Source organism: Arthrobacter sp. 05N425 (assembly GCF_056397125.1).
Map to the genome: position 1 here is coordinate 1 of NZ_JBFTMU010000019.1, position 15,300 is coordinate 15,300.

A 15,300-nucleotide genomic window follows, 5' to 3' on the forward strand; every position below is an offset into this window, starting at 1 on the left:
CAACACCCGCGACGGATAATTCAACCGCCCCACCGCATTCTTCGCCTTCGACACCACCCACACACCACCATCGTTCAACTCCACCTCAGCAGTCTTAAACCCCGGATAGATGATGGCCCCCGTCACCAACACCGCAGCAGCAGCCACAAGGCCGGTTGCGGTCAGGTAATTTTTGCGGTGTTTTGTCCGGGCTGCGGATGCGGTTTTGGTTCGGGCAGGGCGGACGCCGGGGCGTGTTTTTGCCCGCACGGTATCGAGGATGTTTTTCATTTCCTGCTGTCCCCCAGTGTCACGCCCGCTGGACGCAGTGAAGTGCCTTGGCGTGGTCGGATATCCACGACTATGACATATTGACCATCGAATAGAGAAACCTGCGCGCCGCTATTGCGGGCGTTCAGGGTCTTTGCCTGGCCGCCTAATCCAGGACCAGGCCCCTCCCGCTGCCCCGTTGCAGCTCCACGGGGTGGATTTCGCCGAAGCCGCGCACGTTCTCGGCGTCGCGGGGAAGCAGTACGAAGCGTTCGTCGTGTTCCAGCGCCGCCGCGGTCATGGAGTCCACCAGCACGGTGCCCGGATCGGCCAGCGCCGTGAGGCGGGCGGCCAGGTTCACGGTGGGCCCGTAGATGTCACCCAGCCGGGAGAGGATGCGGCCCCACACCATGGCCACGCGCGCCTGCGGCAGGATCTCGTCCTCGTTGAAGGCCTGCGAGAGGGCCAGCGAGATCTCGGCCCCGGCAGCAGGGGTTTCGGCAATGTAGAGGACTTCATCGCCGACCGTCTTCACGAGGCGTCCGCCGCCGACGGAAATGATTTCCGCGCACTTGTTCTCAAAGCGCTGCACCAGCTGGGCAAGGGTCTTTTCGTTCATCCGGCGGGACAGGCTGGTATAGGAGACCAGGTCCGCGAAGCCGACGGCCCGGGCGAGCGGCAGCGGGGCGTCGTCCTCGTCCCCTTCGCGGCCTTCCTCGCTTGAGGCCAGGCCGGCCTCGGCGCGCACGGCCAGGCGCTGCACCCCGGCGTTGAGCTGGCGGCGCCAGGAGTAGACCAGCATTTCCTCGAGTGCGTCCACGAGCGAGGGCAGTTCGCTGACCAACCGCTTGCGGGCCACGGCGTCGGTGACCCCCTGCTGGTGGACCATGTCCTCCACCAGGGCCTCGATCTGCCAGACCACCATGCGGTCCGTCATCTGGCCGATGGCGCGGGTGACGGAGATGGCCGCTTCCTCGGTGAGCTTGCCGGCGCGGACCAGGTCCACAATTGTGCTCAGCGCGGACTGGTCCCGTTCCGTGAACGCCACGTCGTCGTCGCCGAGGTTGGGGAACCCGAGGGCGCGCCAGAGTTTCCGGGCGGACAGCAGGGACAGCCCTGCACCGGCAGCCACCTCGCGGCGGCGCAGCTTGCGTTCGCCGCCCAGCAGCCGCTGCTCGAGGGCCTTGGTGGCGAGGCGTTCCGCGGACATGGTGCCGGTGGGAGGGGTGGCAGGCGGCTCTTCGGCGGCAGCCGGGCCGGCGGCGGCGGCGTCGTCGTCGGTATCAGCGTTGTCGTCGGTGGCGGGGTCAGCAGCACCGGTGGCGGGGTCAGCAGCACCGTCGGCGGGGTCAGTGGCGTCGGAGCCGGCGTCGGTGTCGAAGTCGGCCGGGTCATCGGCGTCGGAAGTTGCGAGGGAGTCCAGCACGGCGGCTTCGAGGGAGGACGCTTCGAGTACCGCTTCGGGCACGTCCGAGGGTTCGGCGGCCAGGAGTCCGGTGTCGGGGTGCACGTTCTCAGCGTTCATCTCTTCCACCTTCTCTCAAGTCCATGGGCCATTCGCCGGGATCGTGCATCGTGTCGTCGGCCTCAAGCAGTTCGTCCTCCGGAAGTTCGTCTAACGCGTCGAGAATGAAGTTCCGGAACGTCATGACTTCGGGGACGTCCGGAATCACCGTGCTGGAGGGGTACCCGGTATCCAAGGATATATTCCCCGAGCGCAGGGTCCGTTGGAGCAGCGTCTGTTCGATGAACACATTACGGACCGCGGCCAGCGGAACCTGCTGGTCGCGCCGCCGCAACATGCCGTATCGGGCAACCAGGCGCCGGCTGGTCAGGGTGTAGCGGCTGGCGTGCCAGGTCACCACCCTGGGGAGGCAGTAGCCCACCAGCACCCAGGCCGCCAGCGCCAGGCAGCCGCCGATCAGCCACGGCGTCCAGTCGGGAGTGACGAGCGGGACGAGTTTGGCCGGCCCGCCCTTCACAATCCAGGCGCAGGCATAGGCGGTGAGGGCGGAGACCAGGATGAACAGCAGGCCCGGGACGATCAGTGTCCGCGGCTGGGGGCGGGTAACGACAATCACTTGCTCGCCCGGGAGGAGCTCCTTACGCATAGCCGCTTTCGCCGCCGGCCTCGCCGGGAGGGGTCCAGGGACGCAGGTGCACGACGTCGCCGGCGGTCACCACGTGCTCGTGCCCGGCCGCATCGACCACCAGCAGGGATCCGTAGTCGTCCAGCCTGGTGGCGTGGCCGATGATCTCGTGGTCGCCGGGAAGCTGGGCCCGGACCTGCTTGCCGAGGGTGGTCAGCACGTGCTCCACCCGCTTGTGCAGCGAAGGACCGCCAGCCATTCCCGCGGCGGGGTCGCCGTCGGCGTTGCAGAAGCTGCGGTAGAGCGTGGCGAAGCGGGAGAGGTAGCTTTTCAGCAGTGCCGTCCGGTCCACCGTCGTCGGGTGTTCCAACAGCACCGAGGTGGCCGTGGGCACCGGAAGTTCGGCCTCGGTGAGAGTGACGTTCAGCCCGGTCCCGAGCACCACGGGGGGAACGGCGCCGTCGCCCATGGGGCCCAGCTGTGCGAGGATGCCGGCGATCTTCTGGCCGCGGACCAGGACGTCGTTGGGCCATTTGAGTTCGGCCGGGATGCCGGCGGTTTCCAGCAGGGCCTCCCGCAGCGCGAGCGCGGCAAGCAGCGAAAGCCAGGAGTAGCTCTGGGTGGGCAGCGGGCGGCCCTCGGCGTTGACCGGCCGGAGCACGATCGAGACCGAAACGGAACTGCGGGCCGGGGCTTCCCAGTGCCGGTCCAGGCGGCCGCGGGCGGCGCTCTGGTACTCAGCAGTGAGCACGGACAGGTCCGGCCAGGCACCGGGATCCACGCTCACGCCGCGCAGCAGGTCCGCGTTGGTGGAGCCGGTGGACTCCACTACGGTCAGTTGCGGGATGCCGTTGGCCGAGAGGAACGCGGCGTCGCTGAGGGCGCCCTGGTCCAGGGGTGGACGGTCCGGTGTCTCCTGCGCGGCTTGCATGCTTGAATCCTACCGAGTTACCGTTCCGCCGGCTGCGGCCCGGTCACCGCGGAACGTCCCCACGTTTGGACGCCGCCGCCGGCGCGTTGCACTGACACGCCGCGGCATTCCGGCGTCGAACCCGCAAAGGTGGGGAGTTTCGGCGGCCCGCACCGCCCCGGAACGGCGAAAAGCGGCCGGAAACTCAGAGGAAAATGTCAGGAACCAGCCGGTCTTCCGGCGCGCCCAGGCTGTACGGCGCGAAGTCCGTGACGCCGGCTGCGGCCAGCACCTCTTCGTCGGTGTAGAAATTTCCGCTCCAGCTGCCGGATGCCGGGATGGCATTGCTGGCGGTCAGCACGGCGTGGGCGGCGTCGGCCATGATCTGCGGGCCGCGCGCACCGCGGACGATCTGCTCGCCGCCGGGCATGTTGCGGATCGCGGCGGTGTCGATCAGGGTGCAGGGCCAGAGCGAGTTCACGCTGATGCCGTCCACCTTGAGTTCCTCGGCCAGGCCCAGCGTGGTCAGGCTCATGCCGTACTTGGCCATGGTGTAGGCAAGGTGCATGCCGGCCCACTTGGGGTCCAGGTTCAGCGGCGGCGAGAGCGTGAGGATCTGCCCGGCCGTGGATTCGCGGAGCGCCGGCAGGGCGAGCTTGCTGAGCAGGAAGGTGCCGCGGACGTTGATGTCCTGCATGAGGTCATAGCGCTTCATGTCCACGGCGTCGGTCTTGGAGAGGTCGATCGCCGAGGCATTGTTGACCACAATGTCGATCCCGCCGAAGCGTTCGACGGYGGCGGCAACCGCGCCGGCGACGTCGGCGTCGTTGCGCACATCGCCGACCAGCGGCAGCGCCTGTCCCCCGGCCTCCTCGATCTGCTCGGCGGCCGAGTAGACGGTGCCCTCGAGTTTGGCGTGCGGCTGGCCGGTCTTGGCCAGCAGCACGATATTGGCGCCGTCCCGGGCCGCACGGAGGGCGATCGCCAGGCCGATGCCGCGGCTGCCGCCGGACATCAGGATGGTGCGGCCCGCCAGGGTACCCGAGGCCTGGTACGGCTCCGGCTGGCGGGGTTCCGGGGAGACGGCCGAAGCGTCGTTGCTTGAAGTCATAGCCCCACCTTAGCCGATGTTACTCACCAGTAACATACCTTTTCGCGGGACGGTCATGACGTTCCCGCCCGGTTATTGCCCGCGCGGACGCGGAAATATGGCCCGCACCCGCGGAATTCCGGGGTCCAGCCCCGGTGCGGCCGGGGGCAACTGGGCTGGAGCGCAGCAGCCGGCGGTGAAGCTTGGGGTGAAAATTGTAGGTTTTCTACAGCGGCGCGGACGAATACCGTCACTAGACTTGCCAGCACGGCCATGTTTTTGTGTGGAATCCACTTAAGCGCCACCGCACAGGCCTGCGACAGCCGTAACGATGAACAGCAGCGAACAACAGAGCCGGAGACACTTGATGAGCCACGATCTGACCACGACCGCGGGAAAGATTGCCGATTTCCGCGACCGCCAGGCCCGTGCCGAGCAGCCCTCCGGCCCGGAAGCGATCGAGAAACAGCACGCGCGCGGCAAGAACACCGCCCGCGAGCGCATCGACCTGCTGCTCGACGCCGGGTCCTTCGTCGAGTTCGACGCCCTCGCCGTGCACCGCTCCACGGCGTTCGGCATGGAGAAGAAGAAGCCGCTGGGCGACGGCCTGGTCTCCGGTTACGGCACCGTGGACGGCCGGCCCGTGGCCGTCTACAGCCAGGACTTCTCCGTCTACGGCGGTTCACTGAGCCAGGTCAACGGCGAGAAGATCGTCAAGGTCCAGGAGTTCGCGCTGCGCAACGGCTGCCCCGTGGTCGGCATCCTCGACGGCGGCGGCGCCCGCATCCAGGAAGGCGTCGCCTCGCTGGCCATGTTCGCGGACATCTTCCGCAACAACGTCCACGCCTCCGGCGTCGTGCCGCAGATTTCGCTCATCATGGGCCCCTCCGCCGGCGGCGCGGCCTACTCCCCCGCCCTGACCGACTACGTCGTCATGGTGGACAAGATCTCGCACATGTTCATCACCGGCCCGGACGTGATCAAGACCGTCACCGGCGAAGACGTCGACATGGAGACCCTCGGCGGGGCGCGGCAGCACAACGCCAACACCGGCACCTCCACCTACCTCGCCGCCGACGAGGCGGACGCCGTCGAGTTCGTCCGCGAACTGCTGGACTTCCTGCCCTCAAACAACCTCGCCGAAGCCCCGGTGCTGGAGCACAGCCAGCAGCCGGAGCTCGACGACGACGACCTGGCCCTCGATGTGCTCATCCCGGACTCGGCCAACCAGCCGTACGACATGCGCAAGGTGATCGAACAGATCGTCGACGACGCGCATTTCCTGGAGATGCAGTCGCTCTACGCGCCGAACGTGATCATCGGCTACGGCCGGGTCGAGGGCCACACTGTGGGCATCGTGGCCAACCAGCCGATGCAGTTCGCCGGCACCCTGGACATCGCAGCCTCGGAGAAGGCCGCCCGCTTTGTCCGGCACTGCGACGCCTTCAACATCCCCATCATCACGCTGGTGGACGTGCCGGGCTTCCTGCCGGGCAAGGACCAGGAGTTCCAGGGCATCATCCGCCGCGGCGCGAAACTGCTCTACGCCTACGCCGAGGCCACCGTGCCGAAGCTGACCGTGATCACCCGCAAGGCCTACGGCGGCGCGTACATCGTGATGGGCTCCAAGAAGCTCGGCGCCGACCTCAACCTGGCCTGGCCCACCGCGCAGATCGGCGTGATGGGCGCCCAGGGCGCGGTCAACATCCTGTACCGCCGCGAGCTCGCCGCGGTTGCGGAGGCCGGCGGCGACGTCGAGGCCAAGCGCGCCGAGGTCATCCGGCAGTACGAGGAGGAGCTGCTCAACCCGTACCAGGCCGCCCAGCTGGGCTACGTGGACGCGGTGATCGCCCCGTCCGAGACGCGGCTGCAGATCATCAAGGGCCTGCGCGCGCTGCGGGACAAGCGTGCCAGCCTGCCCGCCAAGAAGCACGGGAACATCCCGCTGTGACGCCCTCGATCGAACCGGGCACCGAGCCGGAAGCCACCACGCCGGCGGCGCAGCCGGCGCTCGCCGTCGTGAAGGGCGAGCCGACGGCCGAAGAACTCGCGGCGCTGACCGCAGTCGTCCTTTCCCTGGGCAGCGGCGAGACGGCCGCTGCGGAGAAGCCGGGCGTGCGGCACTGGATCCGGCGGCAGCAGCTGCAACTGGCGCCGAAGCCGGGCCCGGGCTCGTGGAAGCGCAGCCGCGGCTAAGAAAAGTTCAGTAACCCTTTCATAACTGGCGCGGCCCGGCTAGTCTCGTTCGGGTGACTACCCAAACAACTCAGAACACCACGCCCGACAATCCGGTTCCGGCACGCCCGCAGACCGCGATCGACGCCGTCGCTGACGCCTTCACGGACACCCTGATCCGGCTCAACCCGAGCTTCGCCACCGAGCTGGGCCTGCCCGGCCACGAAACCGAGTACCCGGACTTCTCCCCCGCCGGCCATGAGGAGTTCGCTGCCGCGGCCCGCGAGGCCCTCGCCGCGCTGGACGGGCTGGAGCCCGCTGACGACGTCGACGCCGTCACCCTGGACGCGATGCGCGAGCGCCTCGGCCTGCAGCTGGAGATCCACGACTCCGGCTGGGACCTGGCCGAGCTGAACAACATCGCCTCCCCGGCCCAGGAGATCCGCGCGATCTTCGACCTGATGCCGATGGACACCGCCGCGCAGTGGGAGCACATCGCCGGCCGCGCGCACAATGTCCCCGCTGCCCTGGACGGTTACATCGTGTCGCTGCGCACGGCCCGGGACGCCGGCCGGGTCTCCGCCGCCCGCCAGGTCCGGATCGTGATCGAACAGACCACCAAGCACGCCGCGGACGACGGCTTCTTCGCCAAGCTGGCCGCCGAGGCAAAGACCGCCGAGGGTCCGCTGCCCGAAGACGTGCAGTCCAAGCTCGACGCCGGAGCTGCCGCCGCCCGCGCGGCCTATGCCCGGCTGGCCGGCTTCCTGGAATCCGAACTGCTGCCGGCCGCCCCGGAAAAGGACGCCGTGGGCCGCGAACGCTATGCCCTGGCCTCCCGCTCCTTCCTCGGCGCCACGGTGGACCTTGAGGAGACCTACGCCTGGGGTGTCCAGGAACTCGACCGCCTGATCGCCGAACAGGAGCGCGTGGCCAACGAGATCCGGCCCGGCGCCACGGTCGAAGAGGCCAAGGAAATCCTGAGCAACGATCCGGCCCGCCAGCTCAAGGGCACCGACGCCCTCCGGGCCTGGATGCAGGAGCTCTCCGACAAGGCTGTGGCCGACCTCGCCGGCGTGCACTTCGACATCCCGGACGCCATGAAGACGCTCGAGTGCAAGATTGCCCCCACCCAGGAAGGCGGCATCTACTACACCGGCCCCTCGGACGACTTCAGCCGGCCGGGCCGGATGTGGTGGTCCGTGCCGCCGGGCGAGGACACCTTCACCACCTGGGCCGAGACCACCACGGTCTACCACGAGGGCGTGCCGGGCCACCACCTGCAGGTCGCCACGGCCACTTACCGGCGGGAGCTGCTGAACAAGTGGCGGCGCAACGTCTGCTGGACCTCCGGGCACGGGGAAGGCTGGGCACTGTACGCCGAGAAGCTGATGCAGGAGCTCGGCTATTTGAAGGATCCGGGCGACCACATGGGCATGCTGGACATGCAGCGCATGCGGGCGGCCCGGGTGGTGTTCGACATCGGCGTGCACCTGGAGTTGGAGGTGCCCGAGCGTTGGGGGTCGGGCACCTGGACTCCGGACACGGGGTACGAGTTCCTGAAGCAGAACCTTGCGATCAGCGAGGGCCAGCTGAAGTTCGAGTTCACCCGTTACCTCGGCTGGCCGGGGCAGGCGCCGTCGTACAAGGTGGGCCAGCGGCTCTGGGAGCAGATCCGCGCCGAGCTCGAATCCCGGCCGGGCTTCGACCTCAAGGCCTTCCACACCAAGGCGCTCAACATGGGCTCCGTGGGGTTGGACACGCTGAAGCGGGCGCTGCTGGGGTAGGCCGGGCCTGTTGCAGGCACCCTGCCTGGTGTCCCGGGGGAGCAGCCATCCTCTGCGTGCTCGCTCGTTCCTCGCTTAGACGCACGCTGCCGGATGCCTGCTCCCCCGGGCCTATGGAGAGACAATCGCCACACCTGGGGCCGGAATAACTTCACAAACGGGCAGTCTTCCGGCGTCTTTGCGGGGTTCTTGCGCGCGCCGTTCAATTCGGGGCGCGTAACATTTCTCAACGTTTGTTCGCCGTGTTATGCAGCCCGGTCCTAGCGTATTCAGGTGACCACTCAGACAAGCACCCCCGCAACCGCAGGCAAGCCCGGTTTCAAGCTGCCCAAATGGGCCGGCTCATTCGGCTTCCAAATCATCGCCGCCCTGATCGTGGGCCTGGGCCTTGGCCTGCTCGCGAAATACACAGGCAGCACCAAGGCCAACCCCAACGCCCTCGGCGCCACCCTGCAGACCATCGGCTCGAGCTACGTCTCGCTGCTGCAGACCGCCGTCGTGCCGCTCATCTTTACCGCGGTCGTCAGCTCCATCTCCAACCTGCGCGCCGTCTCCAACGCGGCCCGGCTGGCCTGGAACACGCTGCTCTGGTTCGCGATCACCTCGCTGATCGCGGTGCTGATCGGCATCGGCCTGGGCGTGCTGCTGCAGCCCGGCGCTGGCACCGGCATCACCAAGCAGGCCGAGTACGCCGGCAAGTCCGGTGACTGGTGGGCGTTCCTGACCGGGCTGTTCCCGAAGAACTTCCTGGGCCTCGGCGCGAGCACCACCGTCACGGACGGCGTCGCGACCACCGCCGTGAGCTTCAATGTCCTCCAGATCCTCGTGATCGCGATCGCCGTCGGCATCGCGGCCCTGAAGGTGGGCAAGGCCGCCGAGCCGTTCCTGAACCTCAACGCCTCCGCACTCGCCGTGATCCAGAAGGTCCTCTGGTGGATCATCCGGATCGCCCCGCTCGGCACCGTCGGCCTGATCGGCAACGCCGTGGCAGTCTACGGCTGGGACACCATCGGCTCGCTCGGCAAGTTCACCTTTGCCATCTACGTTGGCCTCGCCCTCGTGCTGTTCGTGGTGTACCCGGTCCTGGTCCGCAGCCACGGCCTGTCCATCAAGCAGTACTTCTCCGGCGTCTGGCCCGCGGTGCAGCTGGCCTTCGTTTCCCGCTCCTCCGTAGGGACCCTGCCGCTGACCCAGCGCGTGACCGAACGCTCCCTGGGCGTGCCCCGCGCCTACGCCTCCTTCGCCGTGCCGCTGGGCGCCACCACCAAGATGGACGGCTGCGCCGCGATCTACCCGGCTGTATCCGCGATCTTCGTGGCCCAGTTCTTCGGCATCCAGCTGGACTTCACCCAGTACCTGCTGATCGCCCTCGTCTCCGTGCTGGGCTCCGCCGCGACCGCCGGCACCACCGGCGCCGTCGTCATGCTGACCCTGACACTCTCCACGCTGGGACTGCCGCTGGCCGGCGTCGGCCTCCTGCTGGCGATCGACCCGATCCTGGACATGGGCCGCACCGCGGTCAACGTGGCAGGCCAGGCCCTGGTCCCCACCATCGTGGCCAAGCGCCAGGGCATCCTGGACGAGTCGCTCTACAACGCCCCGCGCAACGGTGACCCGTTCAGCGACGACGTCGTGGACGCCGATGTTGTGGACGCCTCCCGTGTGGACGCCGACGGCGGTGTCCCGGCTGCCGAGGGACGCGAACTGGCCGGCGCCAAGGCCTAAGCCCAGCGCCCAACGAAAGCAGTCCCCGGGGTTCTCCTCCCGGGGACTACTTTTTTATGGTCCTGGTGCTGCTGCGCCCTAGTGGCCGCCTCCGCCGATAACGCCCTTCTCGATGGCCTTGGTGACCGCGTCGGCCTCGGCCTGGGTCAGGGTGCCGTCGCTGACAGCCTTGTCCAGCCTGGTCTTTAGCGCCGCGGCGCGTTCCGCCTGTTCGGCGGTGCGGAGCTCCGTCAGGGCCGCCGTCACCTTGGCCTCGTCAATGCCCAACGAGGACGCGAGGGACTTGGCCAGCTCCGCCTCCATGGCCGCCCTGTCCGGCCGGGTACCTTCAGCCGCTCGGGCGGTCGGTTTGTGGGCGTCGCGGAAAGCTTTCAGCGCGTCGGTGACCTTGGCTTCGTCCACGCCGAGCTTGGCCGCGAGTTCGGATGCCCGCGCACCGCCGAAGCCTCCGCGTTCGCCGCGTTCACCGCCAGGGCCGTGCCCGCCGCGCATTCCCATGCCGTCACCCTTTGTGCTGCTTCCGTCCGGGGAAGCGGTGGAGCTGGGGGTGGGGGTCGGCGTCGTGGTGGCGGAGGCCATCCCAGCGACTCCGACGCCGGCGCCCAGCGCCAGGGCGGCGGCCGAAATGCCGAGCGTGATTCTCTTGGTACGTGACATGTGCGCTCTCCTGGATATGCCGTACAGCGACGGCTCTGCGGTCAGTGGTCTTTCGCAAGACGTGACTCCAGTGTGTGCCGCGGGCTTCGGCGGGAGCTGTCCAGAACCTTTCATCTTCCTGTGAATGCTTCCAGGCCGTGCCGTTCCCCAAAACCTTCCCTTGTCCCGGGGCGCAAAGTGGCTAGGCTCAGGTCATGCTGATCGTCACCTCAAACGACATCCCCGGCCACCGGATTGACGCCGTCTTCGGCGAAGTCATGGGACTGACCGTGCGGTCGCGGGACGTCGGCGCCCAGGTCGTGGCGGGATTACGTGCGCTGGCCGGCGGCGAGCTGCGCGAACTGACCCAGGTGCTTTACGAGAGCCGGCAGGAGGTCATGGCGCGGATGGTCGCGGAGGCCGCGCAGCGCGGTGCCAACGCGATCGTGGCGATGCGGTTCGACACGGCCCACATGGCCAACAACTGGACGGAGATCTGCGCCTACGGCACGGCGGTGTTTGCCATCCCGCTGGGCGCCGGCGAGCCCGGCGCAACGGGCCAGTCCGTCCAGCTGACGAGCTGAGCCCAGAAACTTGCCCTGAGTGCAAACATGCACATAGTGTAAGTGCATGCCCACTCCGCCCCTTTCCGACCCCGACGGCGGGGCGGCGCCGCCGTCGCGGCGCGAGCTGAACAAGGCCGCCACCCGGCAGGCCATTACGGATGCCGCGCTCGGCCTGCTCCGTTCCAGGGGCCCGGGCAACTTCACGGTGGAGGACATCGCCGAAACCGCCGGCATCTCCCGCCGGACCTTCTTCAACTACTTCAGCAGCACCGAAGTGGTCATCGCCTCGGTAACCCACGGGTTCCTGGACACCGCGCTCCAGCAGTTCCGGCTGCGCCCGGCCGACGAACCGATCCTGGAATCAGCGCAGGCGGCCCTGGTTGAACTCGCCGACCCGATGACCATTGCTCCGCTGGCTGAGCTCTACAGCCTGGGCCAGTCCAACCCGCAGCTCAACCGGTCCGAGCTGGAGGCCTGGGACCACTGCACCGCCGAGATCATCGATGCCGCCCGCGAACGCTTCGCCCGGGGCTCCGGCGTCGAAATCGACGAGCTGTACCTGCGCGCCCTCGCCGGCTCGGTCATCTACTGCGGCAAAGCCGCCATGGATGTTTGGTTCGCACGCTGCGGCGGCTCACTCACCCCCGATTCGCTCTCCACCCTGCGCCAACTCCTGATCGACTCCATGGGCCTGCTGGGCTCCGGATTTGCCTCCCCCGCAGCCGTCCCGGCCGCCACCCCACCCGCCGCCCCTTCCCCAGATCGGTCCTGACATGGCTCTTTTGCTCTATCGACTCGGCAAGTTCTCCTACCGCCACCGCTGGCTCGTCATCTCCCTCTGGCTTGCCGTCATGGTTGCCGTCGGCGGTGCCGCGGCGGCGCTTCACGGCACGCTGTCCAACAACTTCCAGATCCCGGGTACCGAAACCCAGCAGATGGCGGACAAGCTCAAAGAGGAACTCCCGTCCTCCTCGGGCGGCTCCGCGAGCATCGTTTTTGAAGCCAACGACGCGCAGTTCAGCCAGGCCGGCAAGGACGCGGTCTCCGCCGCGCTGACCAAGCTGAAGACCCTCCCCGACGTCCAGGGGACCGTGGATCCGTTCGCCACCCAGGCCCAGCTGGACAAGGCCGTCACGGACCTTGCCGCCGGAGAGCAGAAGGCCGCGGCGGGCAAGGCCCAGCTGGACAAGGCCGCTGCGGAGCTCGCCGCCGGCAAGGCCCAGCTGGCCGACGCCGAGCAGCAGATGGCCGCCGCCGGGCTGCCGCCCGCGGCCGTCGAGGCCCAGCTCGGCCAGCAGAAGGCCGCCCTCACCGCCGGGCAGGCCAAGCTCGACGCCGGCACCAAGGAACTCGAGGCCGGCAACGCCAAGCTGGCGCTCGGCAAGCGCCAGCTTGAGGCCTCCAACGGCCTGCGCTTTGTCTCCGAGGACGGCAAGGCCGCCATCGCCCAGGTGCAGTTCAAGACCTCGATCAACGGCCTCAAGCCGGAGGTGCGGCAGGAAGTCCAGGACATCGTCAAGGAGGTCTCCGCCGCCAACGTGACCGCCCTGCCCAGCAAGGAAATCAGCGAGGACATCTCCGAGATCTTCGGCACCGCGGAGATCATCGGCATCGCCGTCGCCGCCTTGGTGCTCATCATCATGCTCGGCACCCTCGTCGCCGCCGGCCTCCCGCTGCTGATGGCAATCGTCGGCGTGGCCGTCGGCGTCGGCGGTACCTTCGCGCTCAGCGGCGCCGTCGACATGAGCTCCATTTCCCCGATGCTGGCGCTCATGCTCGGCCTGGCCGTCGGCATCGACTACTCCCTGTTCATCGTCAACCGGCACCGCGGCCAGCTGCTCAAGGGCATGGATCCCGAAGAGTCCGTGGCCCTGGCCACCGGTACCTCCGGCAACGCGGTGCTCTTCGCCGGCCTCACGGTGATCATTGCCCTCGCTGCCCTCGTGGTGCCGGGGCTGCCGTTCCTCGCCGTCATGGGTCTCTCCGCCGCCGCCACGGTGGCCGTCGCCGTCGTCGTCGCCCTGACTTTGACGCCGGCCGTCCTGTCCCTGGTGGGCCGCAAACTGATTTCCAAGCGGGCCTGGGCCAAGGCGGAGCGGCACAACGCCGCCCCGGGCCACGAGACCGAGGACCGTGCCAGGGACGAATACCGCAGCAGCCACGGCTGGGGCGGCGTCGTCACCCGGCACCCCTGGCTGGCCCTGGTGGCCGGCGTGCTCCTGCTGGGCGTGGTGGCCCTGCCCGCCAGCCAGCTCCGGCTCGCCCTGCCGGATGCCAGTTCGGAGCCGGTCGCCTCGCAGGCGTTCAAGGCCTATGACGTCACCAAGCGGAGCTTTGGCGAGGGCATGACCGGGCCGATCATCGTCGTCGGCGACTTCCCCGCGGGCCTCAGTGCCGCCGAGGCGCAGGCCAAGCAGTTCGACGTCGCGGACATCCTGCGGAAGACGGACAACGTTGCCGCCGCGGTGCCGCTGGCGCTGAGCGAGGACCGCCGCACCGCCGTCTTCCAGATCCTGCCGAAGGAGGGTCCGGCCAGCGCCAGCACGGTCGAGGTGGTCTCGGATCTGCGCGCCGAAAAGGGCCGGATCCAGGACGCCACCGGCGTCGGCATCGGCCTCACCGGCCAGACCGCCGGCAACGTCGACGTCTCCAGCAAGCTCGGCGCCGCGCTGCCGCCCTACCTGGCGATCGTCGTCGGGCTCTCGCTGATCCTGTTGCTGCTGGTGTTCCGTTCCACCGTGGTGCCGCTGCTGGCCACCGGCGGATTCCTGCTCTCGCTCGCGGCCGCGTTCGGCGGCGTCGTCGCGGTGTACCAGTGGGGCTGGCTGGGAACCGTGTTCGGCGTCGAGAACCCCGGCGCGGTGCTGAGCTTCCTGCCCATCATCCTGATCGGCGTGCTGTTCGGCCTGGCCATGGACTACCAGGTGTTCATCGCCTCCGGCATGCGCGAGTCCTACATGCACGGCGAAACGGCCAAGCACGCGGTCCGTTCCGGCTTCAGCCACGCGGCCGCCGTGGTTACCGCGGCCGCGATCATCATGGTCAGCGTGTTCTCCGGCTTCATCTTCTCGCACCTGAACATGGTGCGGCCGCTGGGCTTCGCGATGGCCTTCGGCGTGCTGGTGGACGCGTTCGTGGTGCGCATGACGATCGTCCCGGCCGTGATGTACCTGCTCGGCCGCAAGGCCTGGTGGCTCCCCCGCTGGCTGGACCGCATCCTGCCGGACGTCGACGTCGAGGGCGCCAAGCTGCACAAGCCGACGTCCGACGCCGATGCCGACACCGACACTGCCGGCGCCGGCGAGCCCGAGGAAGTCGCCGCGCGCTAGCCCGCAACGACCAAAGCAACGCGGGGTCACTTCGCGCCCATAAATCCCCTTCGGATGTCTTGCCTCCCAGTCCCCCGCCCGCACCAAGCTGCTCAGCAACGCCGGCATCGCCCACGACGTCCTCGTCTCGGACGTCGACGAGGACGCCGTGCAGGCCCGCTACGGTGTGACCGACCCGCACGACACCGCCCTGCTGCTGGCGCGCGCCAAGGCCGAGGCCGTCGCCTCGCTGCCCGAGGCCGACGGCGCCCTGGTGATCGGCTGCGACTCGGTCTTCGAGTTCGAGGGCGAGGCCCACGGCAAGCCGTACACCGCCGACGTCGCCAGGGAACGGATGCTCCGGATGAGCGGCAGCATGGGCGTGCTGCACACCGGCCACTGGCTGGTCGACTGCCGCGACACGGACACGAAATCCTCGGACGACGACGACGCCGGCACCGGCACCGGCGCGACGCTGGGCGCTGTCTCCTCCGCGGAGGTGCACTTCATGGAGATGAGCGAGGACGAGATCGACACTTACATCGCCACCGGCGAGCCGCTGCAGTGCGCCGGCTCCTTCACGATCGACGGCTACGGCGGGGCCTTTATCCGCAAGGTCGACGGCGACCCGCACACCGTCGTCGGGCTCTCCATCTCCACCCTGCGCAGCCTGCTGGGCCAGGCCAAAGTGAATGTCACCGAACTCTGGACCGGCGGGGCCGCCGACCCCGCCGACATCCGCGCCGAGTGAACTCCGGGGCACCTCC

Annotated in this window: 14 protein-coding genes; 8 read left to right on the forward strand and 6 right to left on the reverse strand. The window is 68.5% G+C overall.

The genetic code is table 11. The features are described from left to right. The 5 genes from AC1DGE_RS16080 to AC1DGE_RS16100 form a co-directional block, all read right to left on the reverse strand. A partial coding sequence (locus AC1DGE_RS16080; RefSeq protein ID WP_476917791.1) for a hypothetical protein occupies positions 1-270 on the reverse strand: 270 nt, incomplete at its 3' end. Positions 271-415: 145 nt separating this feature from the next. Further along, entirely contained in the window at positions 416-1,774 is a 1,359-nt protein-coding gene (locus AC1DGE_RS16085; RefSeq protein WP_441418400.1) for an adenylate/guanylate cyclase domain-containing protein, read from the reverse strand. After that, positions 1,764-2,360 carry a PH domain-containing protein gene (locus AC1DGE_RS16090; RefSeq protein ID WP_441418401.1) on the reverse strand — a complete coding sequence of 199 codons (597 nt, stop codon included), beginning with the start codon at positions 2,358-2,360 and terminating at the stop codon, positions 1,764-1,766. The genes AC1DGE_RS16085 and AC1DGE_RS16090 overlap by 11 nt, the downstream gene beginning before the upstream one ends. Further along, positions 2,353-3,270: a biotin--[acetyl-CoA-carboxylase] ligase gene (locus AC1DGE_RS16095; RefSeq protein WP_476893200.1), complete on the reverse strand. Its 918-nt coding sequence runs from the start codon at positions 3,268-3,270 to the stop codon at positions 2,353-2,355. The genes AC1DGE_RS16090 and AC1DGE_RS16095 overlap by 8 nt, the downstream gene beginning before the upstream one ends. A 184-nt stretch (positions 3,271-3,454) precedes the next feature. After that, positions 3,455-4,360, reverse strand: a complete 906-nt coding sequence (locus tag AC1DGE_RS16100; protein ID WP_476917792.1) for an SDR family oxidoreductase — start codon at positions 4,358-4,360, stop codon at positions 3,455-3,457. Positions 4,361-4,706: 346 nt separating this feature from the next. On the opposite strand from AC1DGE_RS16100, the gene AC1DGE_RS16105 reads away from it, so the two are divergent. The 4 genes from AC1DGE_RS16105 (at position 4,707) to AC1DGE_RS16120 (ending at position 10,023) form a co-directional block, all read left to right on the forward strand. Further along, positions 4,707-6,290 (forward strand): acyl-CoA carboxylase subunit beta, encoded by a 1,584-nt coding sequence (locus AC1DGE_RS16105; RefSeq protein WP_476917793.1) that lies wholly within the window; start codon positions 4,707-4,709, stop codon positions 6,288-6,290. Continuing rightward, complete coding sequence (locus AC1DGE_RS16110) at positions 6,287-6,535, forward strand: acyl-CoA carboxylase subunit epsilon (RefSeq protein ID WP_441418405.1); 249 nt, start codon at positions 6,287-6,289, stop codon at positions 6,533-6,535. The genes AC1DGE_RS16105 and AC1DGE_RS16110 overlap by 4 nt, the downstream gene beginning before the upstream one ends. 53 nt (positions 6,536-6,588) lie before the next feature. After that, positions 6,589-8,298, forward strand: a complete 1,710-nt coding sequence (locus AC1DGE_RS16115) for a DUF885 domain-containing protein (protein ID WP_476917794.1) — start codon at positions 6,589-6,591, stop codon at positions 8,296-8,298. A gap of 273 nt (positions 8,299-8,571) precedes the next feature. After that, the gene (locus tag AC1DGE_RS16120; protein ID WP_441418407.1) at positions 8,572-10,023 is read left to right on the forward strand and encodes a dicarboxylate/amino acid:cation symporter; all 1,452 of its coding nucleotides are present in this window, start codon (positions 8,572-8,574) and stop codon (positions 10,021-10,023) included. A 78-nt stretch (positions 10,024-10,101) separates the two neighbouring features. Here the strand turns inward: AC1DGE_RS16120 and AC1DGE_RS16125 are convergent, their stop codons facing one another. Then, positions 10,102-10,680, reverse strand: coding sequence for a hypothetical protein (locus tag AC1DGE_RS16125; protein WP_476917795.1), 579 nt, complete (start codon positions 10,678-10,680; stop codon positions 10,102-10,104). Between the two features lie 194 nt (positions 10,681-10,874). Here AC1DGE_RS16125 and AC1DGE_RS16130 point away from each other — a divergent pair, with 194 nt between their 5' ends. From AC1DGE_RS16130 to AC1DGE_RS16145, 4 genes are read left to right on the forward strand one after another with little or no spacing between them, the layout of a single operon-like run. Then, positions 10,875-11,243, forward strand: a complete 369-nt coding sequence (locus AC1DGE_RS16130; protein ID WP_441418409.1) for a YbjQ family protein — start codon at positions 10,875-10,877, stop codon at positions 11,241-11,243. Positions 11,244-11,289: 46 nt separating this feature from the next. Continuing rightward, positions 11,290-11,997, forward strand: a complete 708-nt coding sequence (locus AC1DGE_RS16135; protein ID WP_441418410.1) for a TetR/AcrR family transcriptional regulator — start codon at positions 11,290-11,292, stop codon at positions 11,995-11,997. Position 11,998: 1 nt separating this feature from the next. Continuing rightward, on the forward strand, positions 11,999-14,554 hold the full coding sequence (locus AC1DGE_RS16140) for an MMPL family transporter (protein WP_476917796.1): 2,556 nt from the start codon (positions 11,999-12,001) through the stop codon (positions 14,552-14,554). Between the two features lie 43 nt (positions 14,555-14,597). After that, a complete protein-coding gene (locus tag AC1DGE_RS16145) occupies positions 14,598-15,284 on the forward strand; it encodes a Maf family protein (protein ID WP_476917814.1) in 687 nt (228 codons plus the stop codon). The last annotated feature ends 16 nt before the right edge of the window (positions 15,285-15,300 follow it).

Coding starts and splice junctions, on each gene's coding strand:
- AC1DGE_RS16085 (WP_441418400.1), bottom strand. CDS start 1,774: ATGAACGCTGAGAACGTGCACCCCGACACCGGACTCCTGGCCGCCGAA.
- AC1DGE_RS16090 (WP_441418401.1), bottom strand. CDS start 2,360: ATGCGTAAGGAGCTCCTCCCGGGCGAGCAAGTGATTGTCGTTACCCGC.
- AC1DGE_RS16095 (WP_476893200.1), bottom strand. CDS start 3,270: ATGCAAGCCGCGCAGGAGACACCGGACCGTCCACCCCTGGACCAGGGC.
- AC1DGE_RS16105 (WP_476917793.1), top strand. CDS start 4,707: ATGAGCCACGATCTGACCACGACCGCGGGAAAGATTGCCGATTTCCGC.
- AC1DGE_RS16125 (WP_476917795.1), bottom strand. CDS start 10,680: ATGTCACGTACCAAGAGAATCACGCTCGGCATTTCGGCCGCCGCCCTG.
- AC1DGE_RS16130 (WP_441418409.1), top strand. CDS start 10,875: ATGCTGATCGTCACCTCAAACGACATCCCCGGCCACCGGATTGACGCC.
- AC1DGE_RS16135 (WP_441418410.1), top strand. CDS start 11,290: ATGCCCACTCCGCCCCTTTCCGACCCCGACGGCGGGGCGGCGCCGCCG.
- AC1DGE_RS16140 (WP_476917796.1), top strand. CDS start 11,999: ATGGCTCTTTTGCTCTATCGACTCGGCAAGTTCTCCTACCGCCACCGC.